The sequence below is a fragment of the Bradyrhizobium sp. CCBAU 53421 genome (genome assembly GCF_015291625.1).
Taxonomy (GTDB): Bacteria; Pseudomonadota; Alphaproteobacteria; order Rhizobiales; family Xanthobacteraceae; genus Bradyrhizobium.
This window is the reverse complement of record NZ_CP030047.1, coordinates 7,837,941-7,859,323: the sequence shown is the minus strand read 5'-3', so window position 1 is coordinate 7,859,323 and position 21,383 is coordinate 7,837,941. Positions and strand designations below refer to the sequence as shown.

The 21,383-nt window shown below is 57.3% G+C and carries 17 protein-coding genes and 2 pseudogenes; 11 read left to right on the top strand and 8 right to left on the bottom strand.

Features of this window, described 5'->3' with window-relative positions:
- Positions 1–1,182 precede the first annotated feature (1,182 nt).
- Complete coding sequence (locus tag XH92_RS36600) at positions 1,183–2,010, top strand: Crp/Fnr family transcriptional regulator (protein ID WP_194456404.1); 828 nt, start codon at positions 1,183–1,185, stop codon at positions 2,008–2,010.
- 551 nt (positions 2,011–2,561) lie between these two features.
- Positions 2,562–2,796, top strand: a pseudogene (locus tag XH92_RS36595) (integrase core domain-containing protein); the annotation flags it as partial.
- A 260-nt stretch (positions 2,797–3,056) separates the two neighbouring features.
- Here XH92_RS36595 and XH92_RS36590 read toward each other — a convergent pair.
- Positions 3,057–4,078 (bottom strand): annotated as a pseudogene (locus XH92_RS36590) (IS110 family transposase).
- 551 nt (positions 4,079–4,629) lie between these two features.
- Between XH92_RS36590 and XH92_RS36585 the strand changes: the two are divergent.
- Entirely contained in the window at positions 4,630–5,442 is an 813-nt protein-coding gene (locus XH92_RS36585) for a type IV toxin-antitoxin system AbiEi family antitoxin (protein WP_194456403.1), read from the top strand.
- Positions 5,439–6,866 (top strand): nucleotidyl transferase AbiEii/AbiGii toxin family protein, encoded by a 1,428-nt coding sequence (locus XH92_RS36580; protein ID WP_194456402.1) that lies wholly within the window; start codon positions 5,439–5,441, stop codon positions 6,864–6,866. Before XH92_RS36585 ends, XH92_RS36580 begins: the two co-directional genes overlap by 4 nt.
- A gap of 354 nt (positions 6,867–7,220) precedes the next feature.
- Here XH92_RS36580 and XH92_RS42870 read toward each other — a convergent pair whose 3' ends face one another.
- The 4 genes from XH92_RS42870 to XH92_RS36560 form a co-directional block, all read right to left on the bottom strand.
- Positions 7,221–7,538, bottom strand: a complete 318-nt coding sequence (locus XH92_RS42870; protein ID WP_210345514.1) for a hypothetical protein — start codon at positions 7,536–7,538, stop codon at positions 7,221–7,223.
- Positions 7,539–7,675: 137 nt separating this feature from the next.
- Entirely contained in the window at positions 7,676–9,268 is a 1,593-nt protein-coding gene (locus tag XH92_RS36570; RefSeq protein ID WP_194456401.1) for a phosphotransferase, read from the bottom strand.
- Complete coding sequence (locus tag XH92_RS36565) at positions 9,265–11,385, bottom strand: hypothetical protein (protein WP_194456400.1); 2,121 nt, start codon at positions 11,383–11,385, stop codon at positions 9,265–9,267. The genes XH92_RS36570 and XH92_RS36565 overlap by 4 nt, the downstream gene beginning before the upstream one ends.
- A gap of 123 nt (positions 11,386–11,508) precedes the next feature.
- A complete protein-coding gene (locus XH92_RS36560) occupies positions 11,509–11,895 on the bottom strand; it encodes a hypothetical protein (RefSeq protein ID WP_194456399.1) in 387 nt (128 codons plus the stop codon).
- An 11-nt stretch (positions 11,896–11,906) separates the two neighbouring features.
- Between XH92_RS36560 and XH92_RS36555 the strand changes: the two genes are divergently transcribed.
- Positions 11,907–12,254: a hypothetical protein gene (locus tag XH92_RS36555; RefSeq protein WP_194456398.1), complete on the top strand. Its 348-nt coding sequence runs from the start codon at positions 11,907–11,909 to the stop codon at positions 12,252–12,254.
- Between the two features lie 47 nt (positions 12,255–12,301).
- Here XH92_RS36555 and XH92_RS36550 read toward each other — a convergent pair whose 3' ends face one another.
- Positions 12,302–13,852, bottom strand: a complete 1,551-nt coding sequence (locus tag XH92_RS36550; protein ID WP_194456397.1) for a hypothetical protein — start codon at positions 13,850–13,852, stop codon at positions 12,302–12,304.
- A 364-nt stretch (positions 13,853–14,216) separates the two neighbouring features.
- Between XH92_RS36550 and XH92_RS36545 the strand changes: the two genes are divergently transcribed.
- Positions 14,217–14,792, top strand: coding sequence for a restriction endonuclease (locus tag XH92_RS36545; RefSeq protein WP_194456396.1), 576 nt, complete (start codon positions 14,217–14,219; stop codon positions 14,790–14,792).
- A 145-nt stretch (positions 14,793–14,937) separates the two neighbouring features.
- Positions 14,938–15,279, top strand: a complete 342-nt coding sequence (locus tag XH92_RS36540) for a hypothetical protein (protein ID WP_194456395.1) — start codon at positions 14,938–14,940, stop codon at positions 15,277–15,279.
- A 110-nt stretch (positions 15,280–15,389) separates the two neighbouring features.
- Here XH92_RS36540 and XH92_RS36535 read toward each other — a convergent pair whose 3' ends face one another.
- Complete coding sequence (locus XH92_RS36535; protein WP_210345513.1) at positions 15,390–16,049, bottom strand: SEC-C metal-binding domain-containing protein; 660 nt, start codon at positions 16,047–16,049, stop codon at positions 15,390–15,392.
- A gap of 1 nt (position 16,050) precedes the next feature.
- Between XH92_RS36535 and XH92_RS44130 the strand changes: the two genes are divergently transcribed.
- The 4 genes from XH92_RS44130 to XH92_RS36515 all read left to right on the top strand — a co-directional run bounded on the left by XH92_RS44130 (position 16,051) and on the right by XH92_RS36515 (position 19,035).
- Positions 16,051–16,383: a transposase gene (locus tag XH92_RS44130; protein WP_194456393.1), complete on the top strand. Its 333-nt coding sequence runs from the start codon at positions 16,051–16,053 to the stop codon at positions 16,381–16,383.
- Positions 16,384–16,474: 91 nt separating this feature from the next.
- Positions 16,475–16,819 (top strand): IS66 family insertion sequence element accessory protein TnpB, encoded by a 345-nt coding sequence (tnpB, locus tag XH92_RS36525; RefSeq protein ID WP_194456392.1) that lies wholly within the window; start codon positions 16,475–16,477, stop codon positions 16,817–16,819.
- 51 nt (positions 16,820–16,870) lie between these two features.
- A complete protein-coding gene (locus tag XH92_RS36520) occupies positions 16,871–18,436 on the top strand; it encodes an IS66 family transposase (protein WP_194456391.1) in 1,566 nt (521 codons plus the stop codon).
- Positions 18,433–19,035, top strand: coding sequence for a plasmid pRiA4b ORF-3 family protein (locus tag XH92_RS36515; protein WP_194456390.1), 603 nt, complete (start codon positions 18,433–18,435; stop codon positions 19,033–19,035). Before XH92_RS36520 ends, XH92_RS36515 begins: the two co-directional genes overlap by 4 nt.
- Positions 19,036–19,072: 37 nt before the next feature.
- Here XH92_RS36515 and XH92_RS36510 read toward each other — a convergent pair whose 3' ends face one another.
- Positions 19,073–21,250 carry an ATP-binding protein gene (locus XH92_RS36510; protein WP_194456389.1) on the bottom strand — a complete coding sequence of 726 codons (2,178 nt, stop codon included), beginning with the start codon at positions 21,248–21,250 and terminating at the stop codon, positions 19,073–19,075.
- Positions 21,251–21,383: the final 133 nt, after the last annotated feature.

Genomic DNA, 21,383 nt, shown 5'->3' with positions numbered 1-21,383 from the left:
GTTACGTAGCATGAGCAATCGAACTCAGATGTCTGTGGCAATTGCGACATGATGCGCCGGCTCGGCAGTAATCAGAAATCGCATCAAGCTATTCAGGAGAACGGGCAGAAGTTACATGGGCAGCTGCTGCCGGTTTGATATAGTCGACCTCAGCGCAAGTTCTCTGATCCCAGCGTTGGCGCGCCAATTGCTGCAACTGAAAGTATTTTGGGGAGTGACGATCATCGGAACATGCCATGTGCAGCCTCGATCTGAATGCAGGTTTTGAGTTTGGTGCTCTTTGTTCGATGCAAGTTCCGTATCGCTCACAATCTGAGCCAACATCGTTTTCTGGTACCCGCCACTTACAACTTGCAGCGCGTTAGTCGCGACGGTCTCGCTCTTGCAGATGGAGGATACAGGCAAGAATTGGGGTAGTCGCCCTACCGAAAAAAAGGGCAGCTCATCCAATTTCGTTCGCCGGTCCTTGGCGTAGTTGGCGCCATGGGTTGCTTCCACTAGCGATCCATCAGGCGGATCTGTGTCTTTGCACCGCCGTGCCTGCTCGAGCCGGTATAGCCTCCTTGTTCCGCTCTTGGGCAGGATGCCGACAGGGCGAGGCGCATTCGATGAGCATGTGGCGGGCGAGCCCGTTACCGGCCGCCTGCAGCACCCTTATGAGCGACACGATCGGGCTCTAAGCTGCGATCAAGCCGCCTGATGACCCATTTCAATGATCGCCGTCACGTCGACTTAACTGAACAAAACATAGCCGTTCTGCCGCCCTGGAGTCGGTAGCTGCGACGGCGTTTCTCGGCTCGGCGAGGCCCGATTCACACGAATGCATCCCTGCAATCGATCACCATCCGTCGTGCAGAGATCAGCATTGATTCGAACCGCCGGAGCAAACCTCGCCCCGCAACGCAAGCCGATCCGCCTCTTCGGCAGTGGCGGATGCTACCGTCATTCGCCGGATGCGCAGGCCAGATTGCCAAAGCCTAAAGGTAGGCCGTTGGTGCTGTTGCGAGGAATTTTCGTCGACGCGTCCATCAGGCCGCGAGCGGTTGGAATCCGGCGGAAAGCGATGCGTGGCAGCGGTATTTGAGCGTCAAGCCCGGATTCATTGCATTAATGACGAACAAAACATCGCTACAATTAACGCGGCAGCCGCAGAACTCGACATGCTAGGAGACGGACGGCACTATGACCAAGCACGTGCCCGCGTTCTTGGAGGCGCTTGACAGCACGGAACAGGCAGCTCTCAACGAGAGAGCCGGCACACCGCAAATCCTTCGTCAGTCTGCCGAGATGCGTCCGCATACGCGGTCGTTCCTTAAAAATACGATCCTGGAGAGAATTTCTCCCCAAGCGCTCGCAGACATAAAGGAGTTCCTTGAGCCGGTCGTCTTGAGAGAACGCATGGTGCTGCAGGAGCCGAAAGGGCACCTTGGCCATGTCTATTTTATCGATTCTGGTCTCGTCTCGCTCAGGATCGTGGCGGCGGGAAGCGTCCTTGAAACGGCGATACTCGGGCATCGAGCGGCGGCCGGCGCTTCGCTCTTGGTCGGAGGACATCTTTCGACATACCAGTACGTTGTGCTCTTTCTCGGAACCGCTCGCAGAATTCGCGTCGAGGATCTGCGTCGGGTAATGAATGAGCGTCCTGAGATAAGAGAACATCTTTCTCGGTATAGCCAAGCGCTCGCCTTGCATTGCGCTCAGACTGGACTGTGCGGCGTTCGGCATGGTCGCGAAAAGCGGCTCGCGAGCTGGCTTTGCCTGGCGAGTGACGCTGTAGGTGATCATGTGCTTCCGGTTACCCATGATTACCTTTCGTCCGTCCTGGGATTGCGCCGAGCTGGAGTTACGGAGACCCTGATCCGCTTCGAAGCGCAAGGGTTGATCCGCAAGGGGCGCGGCGTCTTGGAGATCGATGAACGCAAGGGCCTCGAGCAAAGGGCATGTGGCTGCTACAAGCTGATCTCGGATGCTTATGCTTGCTCTGAAACCGGAAGCGGAACGGGAAACTAGCAAAAGGGCAGTCCAGGCGATCTGCTCAATTCATCTGTTGAATTCGGAAGCGACCCGTCGCCTCGTATTAGAGGGGCGGCGCGATCGTCCCAAGGGGTGAACAGATTCAAGCTTCTGCCTCCGTGTCGATCGAGGCGATGTACCCCATGGCAGAATGGAGGCGGGTGCGATTGTACAAGCTCCAATGAAATGAAGACCGGTGATATCGTGCTGTGCCTCGGCTCAGGGTAGTATCCGTATGTATACGATTCAAGACACTTGTTCACCCCCCAACCAACCTAGAAGGATTGCCGTAACTCCAGGCATGCTCGGCATCAGCAGCGGTCAGCCGAGCGACGCTGTCGAAAAATGAAAGTCCGACTTTCATCGGACTTTCATTTGGAATAAATCATTTCGGTTGATGATCTGCGTACACAATCAATCGCCATCGGATCGATCCTTGCGCCATCGTGTGCGAATGATGTCCTTGCGGCGGCAAGACGTGTCCCGACGCAATGCCGATCTCGCGGTGACAACCCATGCATCGATAGATGCCGGCATTGGGAGCTTGCGACGTGACCAAGGAGTGTCTCGGCGCCATTCCGGATACGTCGATCTCGGGGCGGCGCGTGTCCCGCGAAGTGACGGCGATCGTCGAGCGGCGTGGCAAGCCAGGAATGATCGTGTCCGAACCATGGCACTGAGTTCACCTGCAACGCCATGCTCGCCTGATGCAAGGACACAGCCATCGACTGGCACTTCATCGCACCGGGAAAGCCGATGCAGAACGGCTTTGTCGAGAGCTTCATGTATAGACGGCCCCGCGGATGCAAGGGATTTTTGGCAGCATACTTTGGATACCGGTCGGGTGCGTTCATGTATACGGCCTGTTAGTGCGACCGATGCCATGGCCGCGGGCCCTGATGGAGATCGCGGATCGAGGCCTCATCAACGGGTCGCGCTTGTGCGCTTAAAGCTCTTCGGGCTTGCTCGATCCCCAGCTCCGCCGGTTTCCATCATGCTGTCATTTGCCCTCACACCATAAGGTGGCCAGGATACGCGGAAAGTTAAGCCGCGAGCTTAGGCCGATAGAATTCCCCGGTGGTCATCATTGCCCAGATGATCCGGGCCAATTTGTTGGCAACGGCGATGGCGACCACCATGGGCCGACGCCGTTCAAGCAGGGCTTCGATCCAGCCGCCTCCGACCCTGGAGCGTGCCTTTGGGTACCGAACGACGTTACGTGCTCCGATCACAAGCAAGTGCCTGAGATAGGAATCGCCCTGTTTTGTTATTCTGCCCAGCCGATCCTTCCCGCCAGTTGAATTCTGCTTAGGTGTCAGGCCAAGCCAGGCCGCGAACTCTCGCCCGGAGCGAAACATTGTCGGGTCCGGCACGGTCGCAGCGAGAGCCGTGGCCGTTATGGGACCAATGCCGGGAATGGAGGACAACAACTTCGCCATCGGATTAGTTCTCTGGATGAGAGCCAGCTCACGCTCGATGGCCTCGACCTGCTGGTCCAATTCCTTCAGTTGGTTCACGAGAGCGGCGAGTGCCAGACGAGCATTGGCTGGTAACGACAGGGCCTCGTCATCCAATAAGTCCACCAGACCGTCCACCCGTTGCCGGCCTTGCCCGACAATGATTCCGAACTCAGCGAAGTGAGCTCGAATGGCACAAGCCGTCATGGTTCTCTGGCGGACCAGCAGGCCTCTTGCGCGATGAAGCATCAGGAAGCCCTGGTTCTCGACGCTCTTGATCGGAACGAACCTCATATTGGGGCGGGTCACCGCTTCGCAGATCGCGGCCGCGTCGGCGGCGTCGTTCTTAGCTCCTCGCCGCACATAAGGTTTTACATAGGCAGGCGGAATCAATTTCACCTCGTGTCCAAACCGCTGAACTCGCGGGCCCAGTGGTGAGCGGTGGCGCAGGCTTCGATGCCGACCAGACACGGCTCGATCGAGGAGAAGAACGACACGATCTCGCCTCGCCGGAGGCGTTGGCGACTGGTTATTTGGCCCTTGCTGTCAACTGCATGGACGTGAAATACGTGCTTCGAAATGTCCAACCCAATTGTCGCGACTTCCATTGGTCAATGGCTCCTGTTAGCGGTTCCGTGCATCGGCAGTATATCGCCGGCTCCGAGGGAGCGGGGCCGTCTTCCCCATCAACGGCCGGATGCGCGACGAGCGCAATGCCAGCGAGTCTGCCGCCTCCAATCTTCGACGCGCGGAACGCTGCGATTCAAGCCGCGCAGAAGACCTTTAATTTCGGCGCGTATGCAGAAGACTTTTCCTTTGGCATTAGTGGAGGCAGAATCTTGTCAGTCAGTATGTCCGCCCGAACAATGGCTACCGCGCGATACGCGTTCGCGCCCGCCTTGTTTCTCTTTCAGCTTCACATGCAGCTATCGCGGCGTGCTGGCCTTAGCAGCCTTCAAGTCACGATGGCTCGCTGCGGGCATCTGTTCGAGTCAGATGATCACCAAACGGCGATTGACCTGATGTCGGGAAGAAGCCTACTTGATCAAAGATAGTTTGTATGTAAAAATTCGCATTTTTTGCGAAAAATAGCATACTTGAATTAAGAGGGTAGGATATTGTATACGCAATTTTTCTACATTTTTGCGAAGTTTATCATATGAAAGAACATGCCCAATATCGCCTTCCTCAGGGCCGTGCCCAACTTCAGCGCGTCCTTGCTGCCTCGGGGGATGTCATCCACATCGTCGACGTCGAGAAGGCGCTTGCCATTTCACGGGTCGAGGCGGCCAAGCGGCTTGCCCGCTGGCGCGAGCAAGGCTGGCTCAGCCGGGTCGGAACTGGTGCTTACATTGCTGCATCCATCGATACACTTGGTGCGGAACGTGTTCTTGATGATGGCTGGGTTCTTGTGCCGGCGCTTTTCGCGCCAGCCTACGTTGGCGGTCGCACTGCCGCCGAGCACTGGGATCTTACCGAGCAGATTTTCAAGGATATCGTGGTGGTGACAGGCCAGGTCATCCGTACGAAGCACCAAAAACGGCACGGCTTTGATTTTTCGCTCAAACACGTGAAAGCCGAGAAGATATTCGGTACTAAACCTGTCTGGCGACATCACACGAAGGTGCCTGTTTCCGATGTGCACCGGACCATCGTCGACATACTCGACGATCCAGCCATGGGCGGGGGCATTCAGCAGGTCAACGACTGCCTGAGCACGTACTTCAAACGGCCCGATCGCAGCGATCAAAAATTGATCGAATATGCCGACCTGCTCGGAAATGGCGCTGTATTCAAACGCCTTGGCTTCCTAGCCGACAGGCAGGATGACGGAAGGGGGCTTGCGGAGCAATGTCGCACAAGGCTCACGGCCGGCAATGCCAAGCTTGATCCTGCTTTGGAATGCAAGCGACTCATCTCAAGATGGCGGCTCCTCATTCCCCTATCCTGGGCTACCGGAGACGTCAGTTGATCGACAAGCGCGAAATCCTTGATCTTGCCGCGCAGACGTCGCTCACACCGCATGTCATCGAAAAGGACTATGTCCTCGGCTGGATGCTTGCCGGCATCTACGCTCACGAGGAGCTCGCCGAGAAATGGATTTTCAAGGGCGGCACCTGTCTCAAGAAATGCTTCTTTGAAACCTATCGCTTTTCCGAGGATCTTGACTTCACGCTCCGTGACGAGGCCCATCTTGACGAAGCGTTTCTCAAACGCGTCTTTGCCGAGGTTGGTACCTGGGTTTATGAAGAGACAGGCATTGAAATCCCTGCCGATCAGCAGGAGTTCGATATCTATCGCAACCCGCGTGGCCAAATCTCCTGCCAGGGCAAGATCAGCTACAAGGGGCCGGTTTCACCAACCCGGCCCTTGCCGCGTATCAAACTAGACCTGACCGCCGACGAACGCGTCGTCCTGCCGCCCGAGACCGTCGAAATTTTCCATCCTTATTCCGATGCGCCCGAAGAAGGAATCGAGGTGCTCGCTTACGATTACGTCGAAGCCTTCGCCGAAAAGTTCAGAGCGCTTGCCGAGCGTACCCGGCCTCGAGACCTTTACGACGTCGTCAATCTCTATCGCAATACCGATGCTCGTCCCGAGCAGCACCAATTTGTTGCGGTTTTGCGGGAGAAATGTCTCTTCAAGGGCATCCAGCTGCCGAAGCTCTCCGACATCGAGCCGCACCGGGGGGATGTTGAGGCCGGTTGGTCCGGCATGCTGAATCACCAACTTCCCGCCCTGCTGCCAATCACATCTTTCTGGGATACTCTGCCGGAGATATTTGGTTGGCTTCACGGCCGGGTTACAGCGACGGTTCTACCGACAATGCCGCCTATGGGCGGGGCGACGGAAGAAATCATTCGTCAGCGCATCATCAGCCTGCCGGCTGGCTTATCCGGTCAGGCCTTCATCGAGAGTATTCGGTTCGCCGCCGCTAACCGCCTGTTGGTCAACATCGACTATCGCGATCAAAAGGGCAAACGCTCGACACGCGCCATCGAAGCTTACTCTCTGCGCCGCTCCCGAGCGGGCGATGTTCTGTTGATGGCCGTTCGTGCAGAAGATGGTCAACCGCGCAGTTATCGCCTCGACAGCATTCTAGGGGTTTCGCAGACGCAGACGACCTTCTCGCCGCGTTATCCCATCGAGCTGACACCGGCGGGCCCGCAGTCAATTCCTCCGACATCACGCCCCGCGGGAATTGTAGCGCCTCGAACCTCGACCCGACGCCGGTCGCGGACAGCGAGCGGTGGCCCAACCTATGTGTTTCGCTGCACGGTGTGCGGAAAGCTGTTCGAGCGCAAGGCTCACGACAGCGAGTTGCGGCCGCACAAGAATAGAGCGGGCTACCAGTGTTATGGCTCCTACGGGACTTATGTCCGTACAAAATATTAAGCTGGCAGCCGCATGAGCAAACTGCAATCAGCATCCTTACGCCAGGCGTCGCAATTGCCGCCAGCCATTTTGGCGCGGCATATTTAGCAAGGGGTCCTAAGGCCTCCGGCAGCTCTTGCCATCGGGTCGCGCGCGCGGCATCGACCAGGACCGTCAAAGCTTCTGGTGTCTTCGCCTTGGCGGCGTGCTGGAACGGTGCAGCATGGCCTCGAACGCAGCTTCACCGAGGATTGTTGGCCGCGCCGTCGTGAGTAGTGATGCCATCGCAATCGACACCGCGCTCATAGTAGAAGGGCTCAACGGCATAATCCACGAACATAAGCACCAATAGAAAGCGCTTATCGCAGACGTAAGTCACCGCTTTGAAATGCAACAGGACATCCCGTTGCAGAGCGAGCAGCGGCTGGTGATGACCGGTCGACGCGAGAACGTGCGGTACTTGAGTTTCGACGCCTGCAGCCTCGGAAGGTGCTGCTTTATCAGCCGAGCGGCATCATCGTCGCTGATCGCAATGGCAGAGGCGCCCTGGAAGCGATGATCGAGGTTGAGAAAATCGAACCCAGTGTATCCGCTTTCGTCGATGCGAAAGCGCTCTATATCCGAGCTTGCTGACACTGTTTTGCGTCCTTCGTTGTCGCGGCGCTCAATCCTCTCGCAGATCCGCGACGCCAAGATCGCGCGCGAAGCCTCCATCTCGGTAGGCGGTTCGCTGGCGCGTCGCCCGTAGCTCTGAGTGGATGGCAGGCGGCGGCACGCAGGGTGTCGCGCCTCCGGCTGCTGGCGAACAGGTATGAGCCCCGACGGCTAGTCTAACCTTCCGCACAACGCGCCGAAGCGAGCGCAGCCGCCGCAAGAACCTTCCTCTGGTCAGGACGCCAGCCTGCAGAGACCCCCAGAAGCTTCAGCGAATGCAATCCAACCCCGACAAGGTAATTTAGGGCCAAGGGCCTGCTAAACCGCGCGACTGCTGCCTTTCGCAGCTCCCGGATCGGCTCGACATATTCCGGTGCCCCGGCAATGACCTGATCGGGGTCTCGGAACAGTTTCATCTCGACTTCGACGAGATCCATCAGCTTGAAGTTCGGAAACGCTGTTTTTCTGAATTCAAGTCGGATCGATGATTCGAGTGATACGAAGTCTTTGTAACAGTGGTCGAGACCAGCGTACTCAAAGTCGATCATTGCAAGGTTTCGACCAGAACTATCAATGAAGATATTATTCGCGTTCAGGTCGCCATGACCGAAGCACAATTCAATCTCTCCGGCCCCCTTTTTAGCAAGGGTGCGGCGTAGTGATCCGCACTCGAATGTGCCGAAGCGGATTGCATCCGTTGATACGGTGCTCGACACACCTTCCTCGGCGCCCACCTCCGTAAGAACGCCGCGCAATCCGGCCAACCTCCTATCATCCTTCGATAGCTTGTATTCTTCGGAATTTGAGAAGTAGTCGTCGAGCCGCTGCGGCTTGGCTTTCTTCAGCGTGTACCAACCGGTGGTGTTCGACGAAAAGATCCTTTGAACCGCCGTTGTAACGGCAGTGCCGTCGCCCTCCTTGAGCTTATCGGTAAGGGTCACTACGCCATCAGCACGCCCAAAGGCGAACGCGTAGCAAGCCCCCGCCCATTCTCCTGCCTCACCATACCCGATCAGGTCAACACGCATATCGTGCGACAATTGCAGGCGCACGAACGAATTGTAACGTGTCGCCTCGTTCGAAACATTCGCCTTGCGGCTGAACTTGAGGACGAACGGGATATTTTCGTAGCGTGTGGACCCAAAGAACTCCAAGCGGAATACACTTGAACCTGAAAACCCGCCGGTCAGTTTATGAAGACGGACCTCGATGACTTCGTCGTCGAGCTCGTCATTCAGGAAACCTGCAATGCACTGCTCGATGATCGAGGCGAGCTCTGGCTCGACATCCGCAAACTCAGGTCGCACGGAGGGCGTGGTGAAGCTCAAATTCTTGAATGGCAGGCGTTGTACCCGCGATGCCAATGTCTTTCCGAGGTAGTGTTGGTATTCAATATTGGAAAGATGCGTCTTTGTGATGAGCATATCAGGGTTCGGTATGCGTACCCCGAGTTGGTCAATACTGAAGGTTGCCAGGCTGTAAAGCGCGAACACCGTGTCAGTGTGGTCGGGCTTCAGACGGCTGATCTGCTCTATGCCGAGATTATCCCTTGCCTTTCCTGGACCGCCCCCGGGCACTTCGAAGACATTGTCAAAGATGGCGATATGAGGCCGCTTCTTCAGATGGGACGCGACATCATCAAAGTTTTCCTCGACCTGAATGTCGATTTCGACACCCGCGGCAGCGAAGGCAGCCTTCCAAACCGCAACAAAGCGGTTCTTGCGATCGCGGTCGTCTTCAACAAGCAAAACTCGAAAGTGACGCTTCATACTGCACCTTCGTTGTCGTTTAGGGGGATGGAGAACGCCACGCCGAAGAGCGAATTGCCGAATCCGTCATCAACCATGGGAGCGGCTGACGCACTGCCGCCGACCATCCGCAATTGAGCGGCCAACAAGAACAGACCGAAATGATAGGTCGCCGACCGGCTGTCTTTGATCGGTGAGATGCAGACCTGGGAAAGGCGGACAGCCTGTTGCAACGCGGCTTTCGGCCTGTATAGGATCTTCATCGTCGCGATTTTGGATGGCTCATCATAGTCTGTCTCGATACTCACATCTTCGATCAGAAGAGGTGAATGACCGGCATTGGAGCCCAATGTGTCGAGAATTTCCAGGACGAGCCCGTAGGAACGCGGCGATGCTTTGTGTTCGCTTCCTTGCTGACTGACCTTCTCGCACAGGGACCTCATGAGAGGGGAGGTCGTCAGGGTTGACATCGCGCTCACCATCGCATCCGCAAGTTCATCGATATTATCGACGTTCCGGAAGCGGTTTTCGCTGTCTTGAACAATCGAGTAGGAGGACAGGAGGGAACGGAGCTGGTCCGCCCGCTGTTCATCCGTCTCCTGTATCTCTCTGATAATCGCTTCAATCCGATGACGAGCTGCATGCACGTAGGACATTCGCGATAGCCACGAACGGTCATTGGCCAGCTCGATCCTCCGGATGACTTCTCCACATGTGATCGACACGCGCTCGAAATATTGTCCCTCAGTGACCAGTCTCTTCGCGCGCGACGAGGCAAACTCGATCACGGCGCTTTTGGTGCTGCCCACCCAGATCGGCCTCGCATGGGTGGCATCGCTGAATTTGCCAATATCGTTCGTAAGGAGGGGCTGCTCGCCCGTCTCGGCCGAATACTGATCCCGATGCTCCTGCCATATCGGCTGATCCGTGACATACGATTTGACGCATAATGAGACGTCGTTCGTCTGAGGGATCGTAAGGTGGCGATAATTCGACGGAAAGCCTACCGAGGCGATCTCGACGAACTCTTTGTTGAAGGGGTCAAAGCGCCAGACCGCTATTTTTTCGGCCTGGCTCGCTTGGATCACTTCGCGAAGGAACGGTTCCAGAATGTTGCGGATTTCGCGTTCAAGGGCCGCACGAGTCTCGACTGGCGAAGTTCCGAGGCGCTCCTCCGCATCCTGCGACGACCTCATGACTTTGAATAGCGGATCTTCTCGTTCAGCAGATGCCTGCTCACGCAAGCTCGTTGAAATGAGTTTCGTCGCATTATGAACCGCATCAAGACTGAGCCGATCGCCACCCTTTATGAAGATTAGAACCGCTTGCCGAGCAACCTGAAAAGCCGTGTCCTGACTGCCGCGATCCAAGAACAGGTGCTCTTCGGTCAGGGTGTTGATGCAATAATACGTCTTTGGCTTATTGATATAACCGTAGTTGATGGACTTCCGCGCGATCGAACCGAAGAGATCCTTCAGGAAGTCCTTGTTTTTCGAAATGCTTTTCAGCACCTTGGACGAGCCGCGGTCGATATCGATGATATCTTCGATCTTTTGGACGTCCTCCAGTTTCAGAAACGGGTTTTTCTGAAGCCCGAGCAAAATATCTATACCCAGGCGTTGCCGGATTTCACCGAAATGGTGATCGTAATCAATGATCTCGCGGCCCGTCTTGCTCCTTACAAACTCGCGTACGAACCGTCTGGAAACACTTTCGATGAAGTGCTCCCGGGACCCGCTCACGTGGTAGAATACCAAGAAGGTGCGTCGCACCTGCTCCACGAAAAACCGGCTGATTTCCGGGTGCGGAACCCAGCGCACGACCGCGCTCTCGGAGAGAACTTCCTCCGTGTATTCCTCCGCAACCTCTAAAGCTCGTTTCTGAAGATCGGTTCTGTGACCGAATCTGCAAACCTCTCCATCGCAGATCTCGAACGCGAGATAAGGAAAGAGCAGATAAGGCGTCTCGGCGGCATGTGGGTCGGAGAAGTGGCGCGGTTGCCGCATATAGAACAGAAATTTTCCGTCCTGGGGGATTGCGCGGGCGATTTCTGAGATCACCTCGTCGACGATGTACATCTTGTTTGAACTGAGCAGTTCATCTTGGAGATGCAAAATTGATTGCAGGCTATCTTCCACGTTAAACTCGCTTTGATGCGCAACCAGTGCGCGAATATCCCTCAATCTAGACGGGTCTTGAGGCCAAGGTAAAGGCCAATCGTGATGGCCATCGCAGGTTTCCAAGCGTCTGAAATGTTGCTGTTATTGAGAAACCCGGTCGGACCGCGATCTGATCTGTAATCGCCTGTCCGCTTCGTTGAGCGGCGCCCGCAGGGTGTCGCATTCGGATGGGCCATGGCTCATCACCGAGCGGCTTCGAAAATGATCACATCCGCGAACCAGCAGCGTCATGACGATTGCCATTGCTGACGGCGTTTCCGACCTGAGATGCTGATCGAGCGTTAGGCGGCAAAGAGCGAGTCCGCCGACGGCCGGCTGCTGGCTCTGCAGAAGGAATTGACCGACTGCGAAGATCGCATGAAGCGGCTTTATCGCTCGATTGAAGACGGCATCGTCGAGCTCGACGATATCCTGCGAGAGCGCACCGCCACTCTGAAGGCTCAGCGGGCCAAAGCGGCCCTCAATCATGCTCGCGGTCAATGCGTTTGGCGGCCGCTGTCAATGCAGAGAAGATCGACGCCTTCGCGCGACTGATGAACGCGAAGCCGGACGCGGGCGACACCAATACACGCAAACGCTATATCCGCTCGATCGTCGACGCGGTCGAGGTCAACGACCAAGCCATCCGAATCATCGGCAGCAAGGATATCCTCCAAGTCGCCATTGCGGCAAACAGACCGAGAACGCAAATGTTCGTGGTTTTGTACGCAAATGGCGCGCCCAGGAGGATGAAGATGGGAACTTATATGTCATTATTTCTACTATCTAATTTCGATTGGGAAAGCACACATGCAATCATGAACGGAGTGGCACCCTATGAGTTGTGAGACGCCGACGATGGCGGTATCCCGAACGGATTGCCAGTATTGACGGGCTAGGACGACACGGGCGCTACATTCCGTGCCACCTGAGCGGCGATTTTCGCGAGAGGGTGATGAAAGTAGTGGTCCCTCATTGCGCTCCGGATGGCTGCGGATGACGCCTTCTCGACGTAGGGCTTCATGGCATCGCCATCTTTCCAGCCGACGCTATAATCCGTTGGGGCTGGGTACGCTTTTAGCCACTCCAGCGCATCCGTCCCAATTGGGCCGTTCGTCCATAGCTCGAACGTCACATGCTTTCCGGACAGGCGCGAGTCCGTCTTGAATATCTTGTGCAGCAGCGGCACGCGATCGTCGCGCCACTTCTGTACTTCTTCAAGGTTAACGCGCGCTCCAGGAATTTTCGCCTTGCATTCGACCACGAGCGGCCCTTTGTCGTCCGGCCTATCTAGGAGAACATCGGTTTCCGCCGTTCGGCCCGATTCGTAATCTTTCCATTTTTCGCCCGAGCGCAAATATCCACCCTCAACGTCTTTCACCAGCGATCCGACGATAATCTCGAAAAGCGCGCCGCGAAGATTGTTGGCGGCTCCTTCGATGCGCGTAAGACTATTCAGGACGCGTTCAACATGATCCGGATTGACCGAAGCAGTCGCGCCCGTATCAGTCAGCAGGGAGATTAAATCACGAAGCGCTTTGGCGACTTCCTCGCCGAACAGATGAGATGTCGTCGTTGCGAGAATTCCACGCGAGCGCGCGAACCCGAACGCTTTCCCCGAAAAGCCGTCTGCGATCAAGAACGGCATGATCGGCGCGACATTCGCTGGTGCCGACGCAAGATCATGCTTGCGGACGAAGGCTGCGACAGCATCTTCACTCAGCACATCGCGCATATTGACGTCGCAGACAATAAAGCCTGGCTTCAGCCCTCCAGTGCCGGAAGGGGCTACCAGCGGCCGCGCATAGGAGGGCGCGCTGAGATCCCAGGTGATGCTCGAAACAACCGGCGGGTCGCCTTCACCGCGAACCCTCACCTTATCGAAGCTTCCGAAACCCGTGCGCCGAAACCATTCCTTCATGCCGTGCAGCACGACATTCTCGGCGACTAGACGCGCTCTGATCTGCGGGACGGGATCGCTGCCACACTCGTGGGGACTAAACTTCACGTATGTTTCGCCCCTCGCGTCGTCGTGAATCTCTTCAAGCAGATTGATCGCCGTAAGTCGGTCAAGAATGCGCTGCGGGGAAAGCTGCCGCGATCGGGCGAGAGGGCTGCCGCATACCCCATCGAAAAGCTGGCGCGGGCAAATGCCGCCGCGCGCCTTCAGGCTCGCGACCGCGGCCCAATAGGATTTGCCGTGTTCGCGGAAAACACGCTCCAGCGCTTGCCAGTATCGCTTATCCCCGAACTGATCGTCGAGATAGAGGAATCGCGCATTGTGCGGAAAGCGAAGCCCGGCAAGCCGTTTAACCGTAAAGTCGTCTGCACGCGCGATGCGCTGGCGCGCGGCATCGGAAGACACGCCGTCCTTCGCCATTTCGGCGATAAGCTCGGTCGTAAGGGCCGGTCCGGTCCGGCGGAGAATGTCTTCAATACTGGCCACAGAGCCAGTATGTCACACTGCTTTATTTATAACATCTTCTCTTTGGTGCGGTCATCGTTTTCGATCTCGTCGAGCAAGCAAAAATACCAAATCCTATCAATGGCTTACATGCCACTTTTTGGCGATGCTCCAATGCCCTGTCATACCGAAATTGTCGCAAGTGGTCTGGAGGCGTGGATCTTCTGAGCCGTGACACACTACCGGATCGGCGGAAGGTGGCAAAGGGAAGGCTGGCATCCCCCAGGCGCTGGTAGGAGATGTCAGCCTGGAGGGCGGGCCGCTTGCGTACACTCAGATCCGGACCGCAGAAGCCGAGCGCGCTAGAGTTCGCGACGCTTGGCTTCAAATGAGTTAGATTTGTTGGATGAGTTTGACGGACTTAGTAGTGGATTGGGGCGGTTTCGAGCGGTTGGTCGCGTCGCTCCATGAGACCGGAGAAGTGAGCGTTGAACGAGATGTCGTTGTGACGGGACGTTCGGGCGCTCCGCGTCAGATCGACGTTTTACTCCGGCACAAGCAAGGTCTTTATGAGCACCTGGTCATTGCTGAATGTAAATTTTGGAACTCCAAAGTGGAGCGGCAGCAGGTCGATTCGCTTGCAACTGCGGTGCTCGATCTTGGGGCATCCCGCGGCGTCATATTTTCAACCAAGGGATTTCAATCGGGTGCAATTACCCAAGCCCATCACGAGAATATCGACTTATTCGTCGTTCGCGACCTGACCAACGAGGAATGGGGACTTCCCGGACGTATCGTCGATGTCTTTCTCCACGTGACACAAATGTCTATCGGCAACGTAACATCCGACAATGTTAAAGCCGTCGGCTACCCCGCCGATGGAACACCCCTTACCATGAATTTGGAATTTGGCCTTGAAGGTCCGGTAAGCTCAACGCCTACAATTTGCGCGCGAGGGTGCTTCGCTTGGCAAGCGGCTTGAAGATTATATTTTCGATGCGGCACGGCAGAGCTTCGCAACAGCTTTTGAGAAGAGCTTCATCATGAATGGAGGGGCGACGTGTACGCGATATTTTCGACGCCCGATTAACTTGCTGCCGGACCGGCCATTCGTAATACCGAAAGGCTTGGCGCGCATCTTCGTCCCGAAGCTTTCTTTCGACCTCGGAATCAAGATCGATCAGAGTAGGATTACGGTCGACCGCGCGGAACAATATCTTTTTGCTCTTGCCGTCGAGAATTTCGTCAATGGAACAGTGTCATCTGCCGCCCGGCCCCGTGATGCAAAATATACTGTTCTGGCTGAGCTCCGTGCTGAGGACGGCAAACCCAAGGGACAAGAACCGGTTAGGAACGGGTCAGTTATAACGGTGGCTCTGAACGGCTTCTTTCCCTTTGAGGAAACGGCAGGCCTGCAGCCGGTTGATTTTAACGCTTTACCTCGAAAGCAGCTTCCTAACGGCGAATAGACTGTCTCTTTTTAATGTTGCGCCGCGACCTGCGAATGGTCCGGTAGCTTTGAAAGCTAGACGAGCATGACGAGCACATTCGCGTCAGCGCTTCCCAAGCAACTGAGGCGTCAATTAGCGCGACCATGGCAATGTTTGAACTTCTTACCTGATCCACAGGAACAGCGTTCGTTTCGTCCGATCTTGCGCTTAGATTCCCGCGCCGGTGTCTGCCGCATCTGCTTTGTCTTTGCAAAGTGATCCGCCAGCCCTTCAAGTAGGCCTGGAGGCGGCACCCATTTTGGCGGGGGTCCGAACGCCTGAAGTCTTGCGATCAGTTTCCGTTGGTTTTCAAGTTCTCCCTGCGCTAGAGGGGGAAGGCCGCTCTTATACGGCTCAAGACGTTCCATCTCAGCTTCAGCATCTGAATATCGTTCGCAATAAGCCAGAACGACGGCATATTGGGAGCGGACAGAAATCAGATAATCAGCGATCTTCCACTGGCGAAGCTGGGGCAGAACGATGGTTTCCATCATGTTCAGCGCACCATCGAAGTCGCGATTGCGCACGAACTGATCCACCAGGTCCTGCCCGACACGAAATAGAGAGTCTGGGGCGCGTGCCAGATCGTAGAATTTCAGGGCGTGAACACGAGCGAGCGGAGAAAACTGATTCTGAGCGTCAAGCGCCTTCGCGAGTACGTCGTAAGCGTAGCGCCGAGGCCCCTTGGATTGTTTGTGCGGAGTCTTGAGAGCACCGCTAGAAGAGTCATCTTCTGCAAGGGTGCTCATAATGGACGACCATTCTGACGACATAAGACGACGGTTGTCACCACGTATCGAAGTGTATGCTGGTGCAGGTCGCAAGCGCTGGCCGGACGATTTGAAGGCGCAGATTGCCGCCGAAAGCCTCGAGCCGGGTGCGGTTGTCACGGATGTCGCCCGTCGTCATGGCTGCCGGCCCCAGCAGGTGCATGACTGGCGGCGCCGTGCGCGGTTGGGCCAGTTGGTGCTGCCGGCGTCGGCGGACACGCTGTCGTTCGTGCCGGTGGTATCGGAATCGGCGTTGCCGGCGACCGCGGAACCCTCCGGGTCGCCGGAAGTCGCCGTTGTGACGGTCGAGTGAACGTGTCCGTCGGAGCGCTAGGAACACATCACTCAGCACAGCAAGGCCAGGCGTCCCGCGCACCTCTACGCGCGCCCCTTGCATGCTGACAATGCCCGCGAGCCTCACGATTTACGTGGCGACGCAACCCGTGGACTTCAGGAAGGGTGCGGAGGGCTTGGCCCTGCTGGCGAAAGAGACGCTGGGCCATGACCCGATGAAGGGCGTAGCGGTGGTCTTCCGTGCGAAGCGCCCCGATCGAGTGAAGATTGTCGTCTGGGATGGCACCGGCCTTGCGATGTACTGGAAGCGGCTTGATGGCAGCGGCTTCAAATGGCCACCCATCGTGGCCGGCGTGATGCGGATGAATGCCGCCCAGTTGTCAGCGCTTCTGGCCGGCATGGATTGGACACGCATGCACGCGCCTCGAATCCCGCAGCCGAAAGCGCTTGCGTAAAAATACAAATCTTCGCTGCATCACGGCGCGAAGCATGGCAAGCTCGGGCCAATGAGTGATTTGCCCGATGAGCTGCCGAGCGATCCAGCCGAGTTGCGTGTCTTTGCCGCGGCTCTGCTGGATCGCTGCGCCAGGCTCGAGCGGTTACTCAAGCTTGCGAAAGATGCGCAGTTCGGTCGATCCTCGGAAAAGCTCGATGCTGATCAGCTACAGCTTGTTCTGGAGGACATCGAAGGAGCCGTCGCAGCTCTCGAAGCCACCGAAGATCGCGCCAATCCCAGAGTTTGCGAGAAGAGGACGGCCGAGCGCAGAGCCAACCGTGGTCAGCTGCCGGAGCATTTACCGCGCATCGTGGAAACCCTGATGCCGGCCGAGACCTGTTGCCCGTCTTGTGCGGGCGACCTCTTTGAGATTGGTCGGGATGAGAGCCAGAGGCTTGACGTCGTTCCGGCGCAGTATCGCGTCATCGTCACCCGCCGGCCCAAGCTCGCCTGCCGCGCCTGTCATGGCGTCGTCCTCCAGCATGCTGCTCCCGAGCGACTGATCAGGGGAGGATTGCCCACCGAGCGGCTGGTCGCGCATGTGATCGACGCGAAGTATCATTGGCATTTGCCGCTTTACCGCCAGGCGCAGATGCTGGCGACGCACGGAATAGCGCTGGACCGTTCCACGCTGGCCTTCTGGGTCGGCTATGCCGCCCAGGAACTGAAGCCGTTGTGGCATCGGCTGCGCCAGCTTCTGCTCGCCTCCTCGAAGCTCTGCGTCGATGAGACCCCGGCGCCGGTGTTGGACCCGGGTCGCGGCAGAACGAAAACCGGCTACTTCTGGGCGCTGTCGCGCGACGACAGGCCCTGGGCCGGGCCTGATCCACCTGGAGTGGTTTATGCCTATGCACCGGGCCGCGGCGCCGTTCATGGCTTGCGGCTGCTTGAGGGCTATCGCGGTATCATCCATTGCGACGGCTATCAGGCTTACAAGACCATGACCCGAGAGACGCGTGCGGACGCCCTGTCCGGGACGCTCGCCTTCTGCTGGTCGCATCTGCGGCGCCAGTTTGTGAAGATCGAGCGCGAGGCGGCACCAGCGCCAGCTCCGGTTGCCCGCGAGGCCCTCGAGCGCATCGCTCAGCTATATGCGGTCGAGAAGGCTCTCCGCGGCCGATCTGCGGACGAGCGCCGCGCCGGCAGGCACGCGCATGCCCGGCCTCTGGCTGCAGCCTTGAAGCAGTGGTTCGAGGCCAAGCTTGATCACCTTGCGCAGAATAGCGACACGGCGAAGGCTTTGCGCTATGCGCTGCGGCATTGGGACGGCCTGACACTGTACCTTGATGACGGGCGCATCGAGATCGACACCAATGCTGTCGAGCGAGCGATGCGGCCGATCAAGCTCAACGCCAAGAACGCCCTTTTTGCCGGCTGCGACGAGGGCGCTGAGAATTGGGCATTGCTCGCTTCGCTCATTGAGACCTGCAAGCTCAATGGCGTCAGCGCCGAGCACTGGCTTGCTGACGTTCTCGCCAAGCTCGTCAATGGCTGGGCTGCGGCACGACTGGACGAACTGCTTCCCTGGGCGTCGACCTATACGATGCATACACACGATCCGAGGCTGGCGGCATGAGCCTGAACACGACCGCGGTCCGGATCAAGGTGACCCTCAAGGACGTGAAACCGGAGGTGATGCGATGCCTTGTCGTGCCGCTCACGCTGCGCCTTGATCGGCTGCATCTGACGCTTCAGGCGGCGTTTGGCTGGACGAATAGCCATCTCTTCGAGTTCCTGGCTGGCGAAGGACGTTGGGGCATCCCTGATCCCGATGGTGATTTTGGCCCCCAGCCCGTCGATGCCCGCAAGACGCGGCTCTCCAATATCGTTCAAGAGACCGGTGCGAAGACGATCCATTATCTCTATGACTTCGGCGACAGCTGGGACCATGTGATCAAGCTCGAAAAATGGTTCGAGAACACCACAACGGAGGGCCTGCCCTTCTTGCTCGAGGCCGCCGGTCGTTGTCCTCCGGAAGACGTCGGCGGTGCGCCAGGCTATGCCGAATATCTTGAGGCCATCAGCGACCCCACCCACCCGGAGCACGAACATATGCGCCTCTGGGGCCCGGAACGGTTCGATCCCAACGTCATCGACCGCAAGGCGCTTGAGGCGGCGGTCAACGCATTGTCCGACATATGGAAGCCGCGACGACGCGCTACGCGGACAAAGTAGGCGTCAAGCGTCAATCAAAAGGGCCGCAGAGCTACGCTTACAGTACGTCAAGGGAATCCGCGAGATGTTTAATGTCGTCGATGTCCGCCCCGTCCTTTAGCATCCGTTGCAGCTCGGGCGCATTGTTTCCCATCACCATCTCGGGTGTCAGGCCGATCAGTTTGTAGTAGTCTTGGATGAGAGACTGAACCCGCTTCTCTGCGGATTTCGGGTCCCCTAGTGCGAGCTCCGCACATGCGACATTATACCAAAACACGCGCTGATGACCGGAAGAGAGATCATTAACGGCGGGCGTGAGTTCCGTCACCAGACGCATAGCGCCGCGCCGGTCGCCTTTGCCAGCCAAAAAGTTCATTCGCTTCATGCCGACGCGCAGCCGTTCCTCAGCGCCAAGATTGTGGGCCGTGATCAGAGCGTCCATTTGATCGAGCCATAAAACAGCGGGATCAGAGCCAGACTTAAGGTCGGCAAATGCCAGTCCGTCGAGTGCCTTTATTCGCTGATCAGGCGGAACAGTCTCATTCTGCACGCCGTGTTCGAGGAAAGCTTCAACCTCGGGCCAGACACCCATTTCATGGAAGAGCTCGTCTGTAGCCATTTCGACCAAAACATCGAGGCGACCGACCTCTCCGCTCAGCCGGAGGAACAGCGATAGCTTCGCCGGGTGCCAGCTCTCTAAAAGGCTCTTCTGTACGACAGCTCGAAGGGTTTCCCGGGACGCTTTTACGCTCTCAGCGCCGCGGAGAAGCAATCGTCCTTTGCCTACGGCGCGCGCCGCATCGTGAAGCTTGATCCGGTCGTCGGCAAACACCTGCAGCAGACCCTGACTCATCAAGTGGCGAAAAGCCCGGTCGGCGTTAGCCTGATCGGACCCGCCGGCGCTTGAAATATAGGCCTGTATTTCCGTGCGCCTCAGTGGTGCATCGCAAAGGCTTAGCATTTCGGCCACGTCAGCCACTGCCTTTGGCAACCGGTCAAAAACCCGACCGAGGATGAAGTCCTGGGCGACTTCCCGGGTGTGTGCCGATCGAGCAAGATCAGCACAGAATTGCTTTAGCGAACCACCATAGTCGGATTTTGCAACGGAGATTGCATTCAGAACGAAAAGCGGAAGGCCACCGGTGAGATCGATCAATCGCTGGCAAGTGGCGGCATCACTTTGGCATCCTTGATCATGGGCTGCCGCCGCTACTGTGTCTGGTGCCCAACCAAGGAGGGCCTCACGGGTGACGCCGAGAATCGTCTCAAGGGTGGAGACTTCGCCTTCTGCGCGCCCCAAAAGTACGAAGCGCATGTCTCTCCCAGACTGGATCACCCCCATCAAATCATCGGCAGGCAACTGGTGAACATTGTCGAGGGCAACAGTGACAATCTCTCCGCGCTCCGCCAGACGGCGGGATAGAAGCTGAAGGATTTCTCGCCCGGACGCGCCAGGCAGAAGGATTTGGCCAAGGCCCCCCGTCTGAAACAGCCGACCAGCTACTTCTCGGGCAACGGCATTGGCGAGGGCCGCGCCGGGTGTATCGGCCACATCGAGATAGATCAAAGTGCCCGGGGCATGTTGAGCAGACTGTGCCAGCCACGATGTCTTGCCTGCCCCCGAATAGCCGACAATCAGCCTGACCCTTTCTCCCGTCAAAAGGTTGGGCTCCTGCTCCTGCACCCGATAGGGAGATGGGGGCAGTGGCAGATCCTGCAACTGTATTACGAGCTGTTCAAAAAGGTTGGGAAGCTCTCCAGCCCGGAAGCTGTGGTCTAAATTCGCGTCCTCTCCCGTCGCGGCAAGAGATATCAGGCCAGCAAGCTTCCAAACGAGAGTCTCAGGCGCGAGAGTTGCGAACGGCAACTTTACAGCCATTCTGCTCGCTGCTTCCGCCGCTTCGACAAGCGATGATTGCGGCGCCGGAAGGATTCGTTTTTCTGGATCGGCCGATGGCCAATCGACCCGCACATCGTTCGGCCAGTCCGCCGCGGCCAGCCTAGCGGCGAGAGGGCCGTTGGGAGCTGCGTTGCTGACGATGAGAAATCCCGGTTCTCCCTGGCGTTCACCACGCTTATGAGCGGCGCGCAATTCTCCGAAGCGCGCCACAGCTTCGTCGATATCGTTCCAGGCGAGCGGTTCTTTCCGGTGTTTCACCTGGACGTAGATGCGCCGCCCATTAAACTGCACCTCGACATCTTCATCGCTCTCGACCTCAACGCTCTCTATCGACAACGCGGTTGCCGAGAGCAGACACTGTACAGTGTACAGATGCTGAAAAAAATGAAGCCGCGATGCACGGCTTCGATCCGGACTAGCTGCGCCGGATCCAAGACGTTGCTTCTTCGTTGCGCCGCTCGGGTCAAGA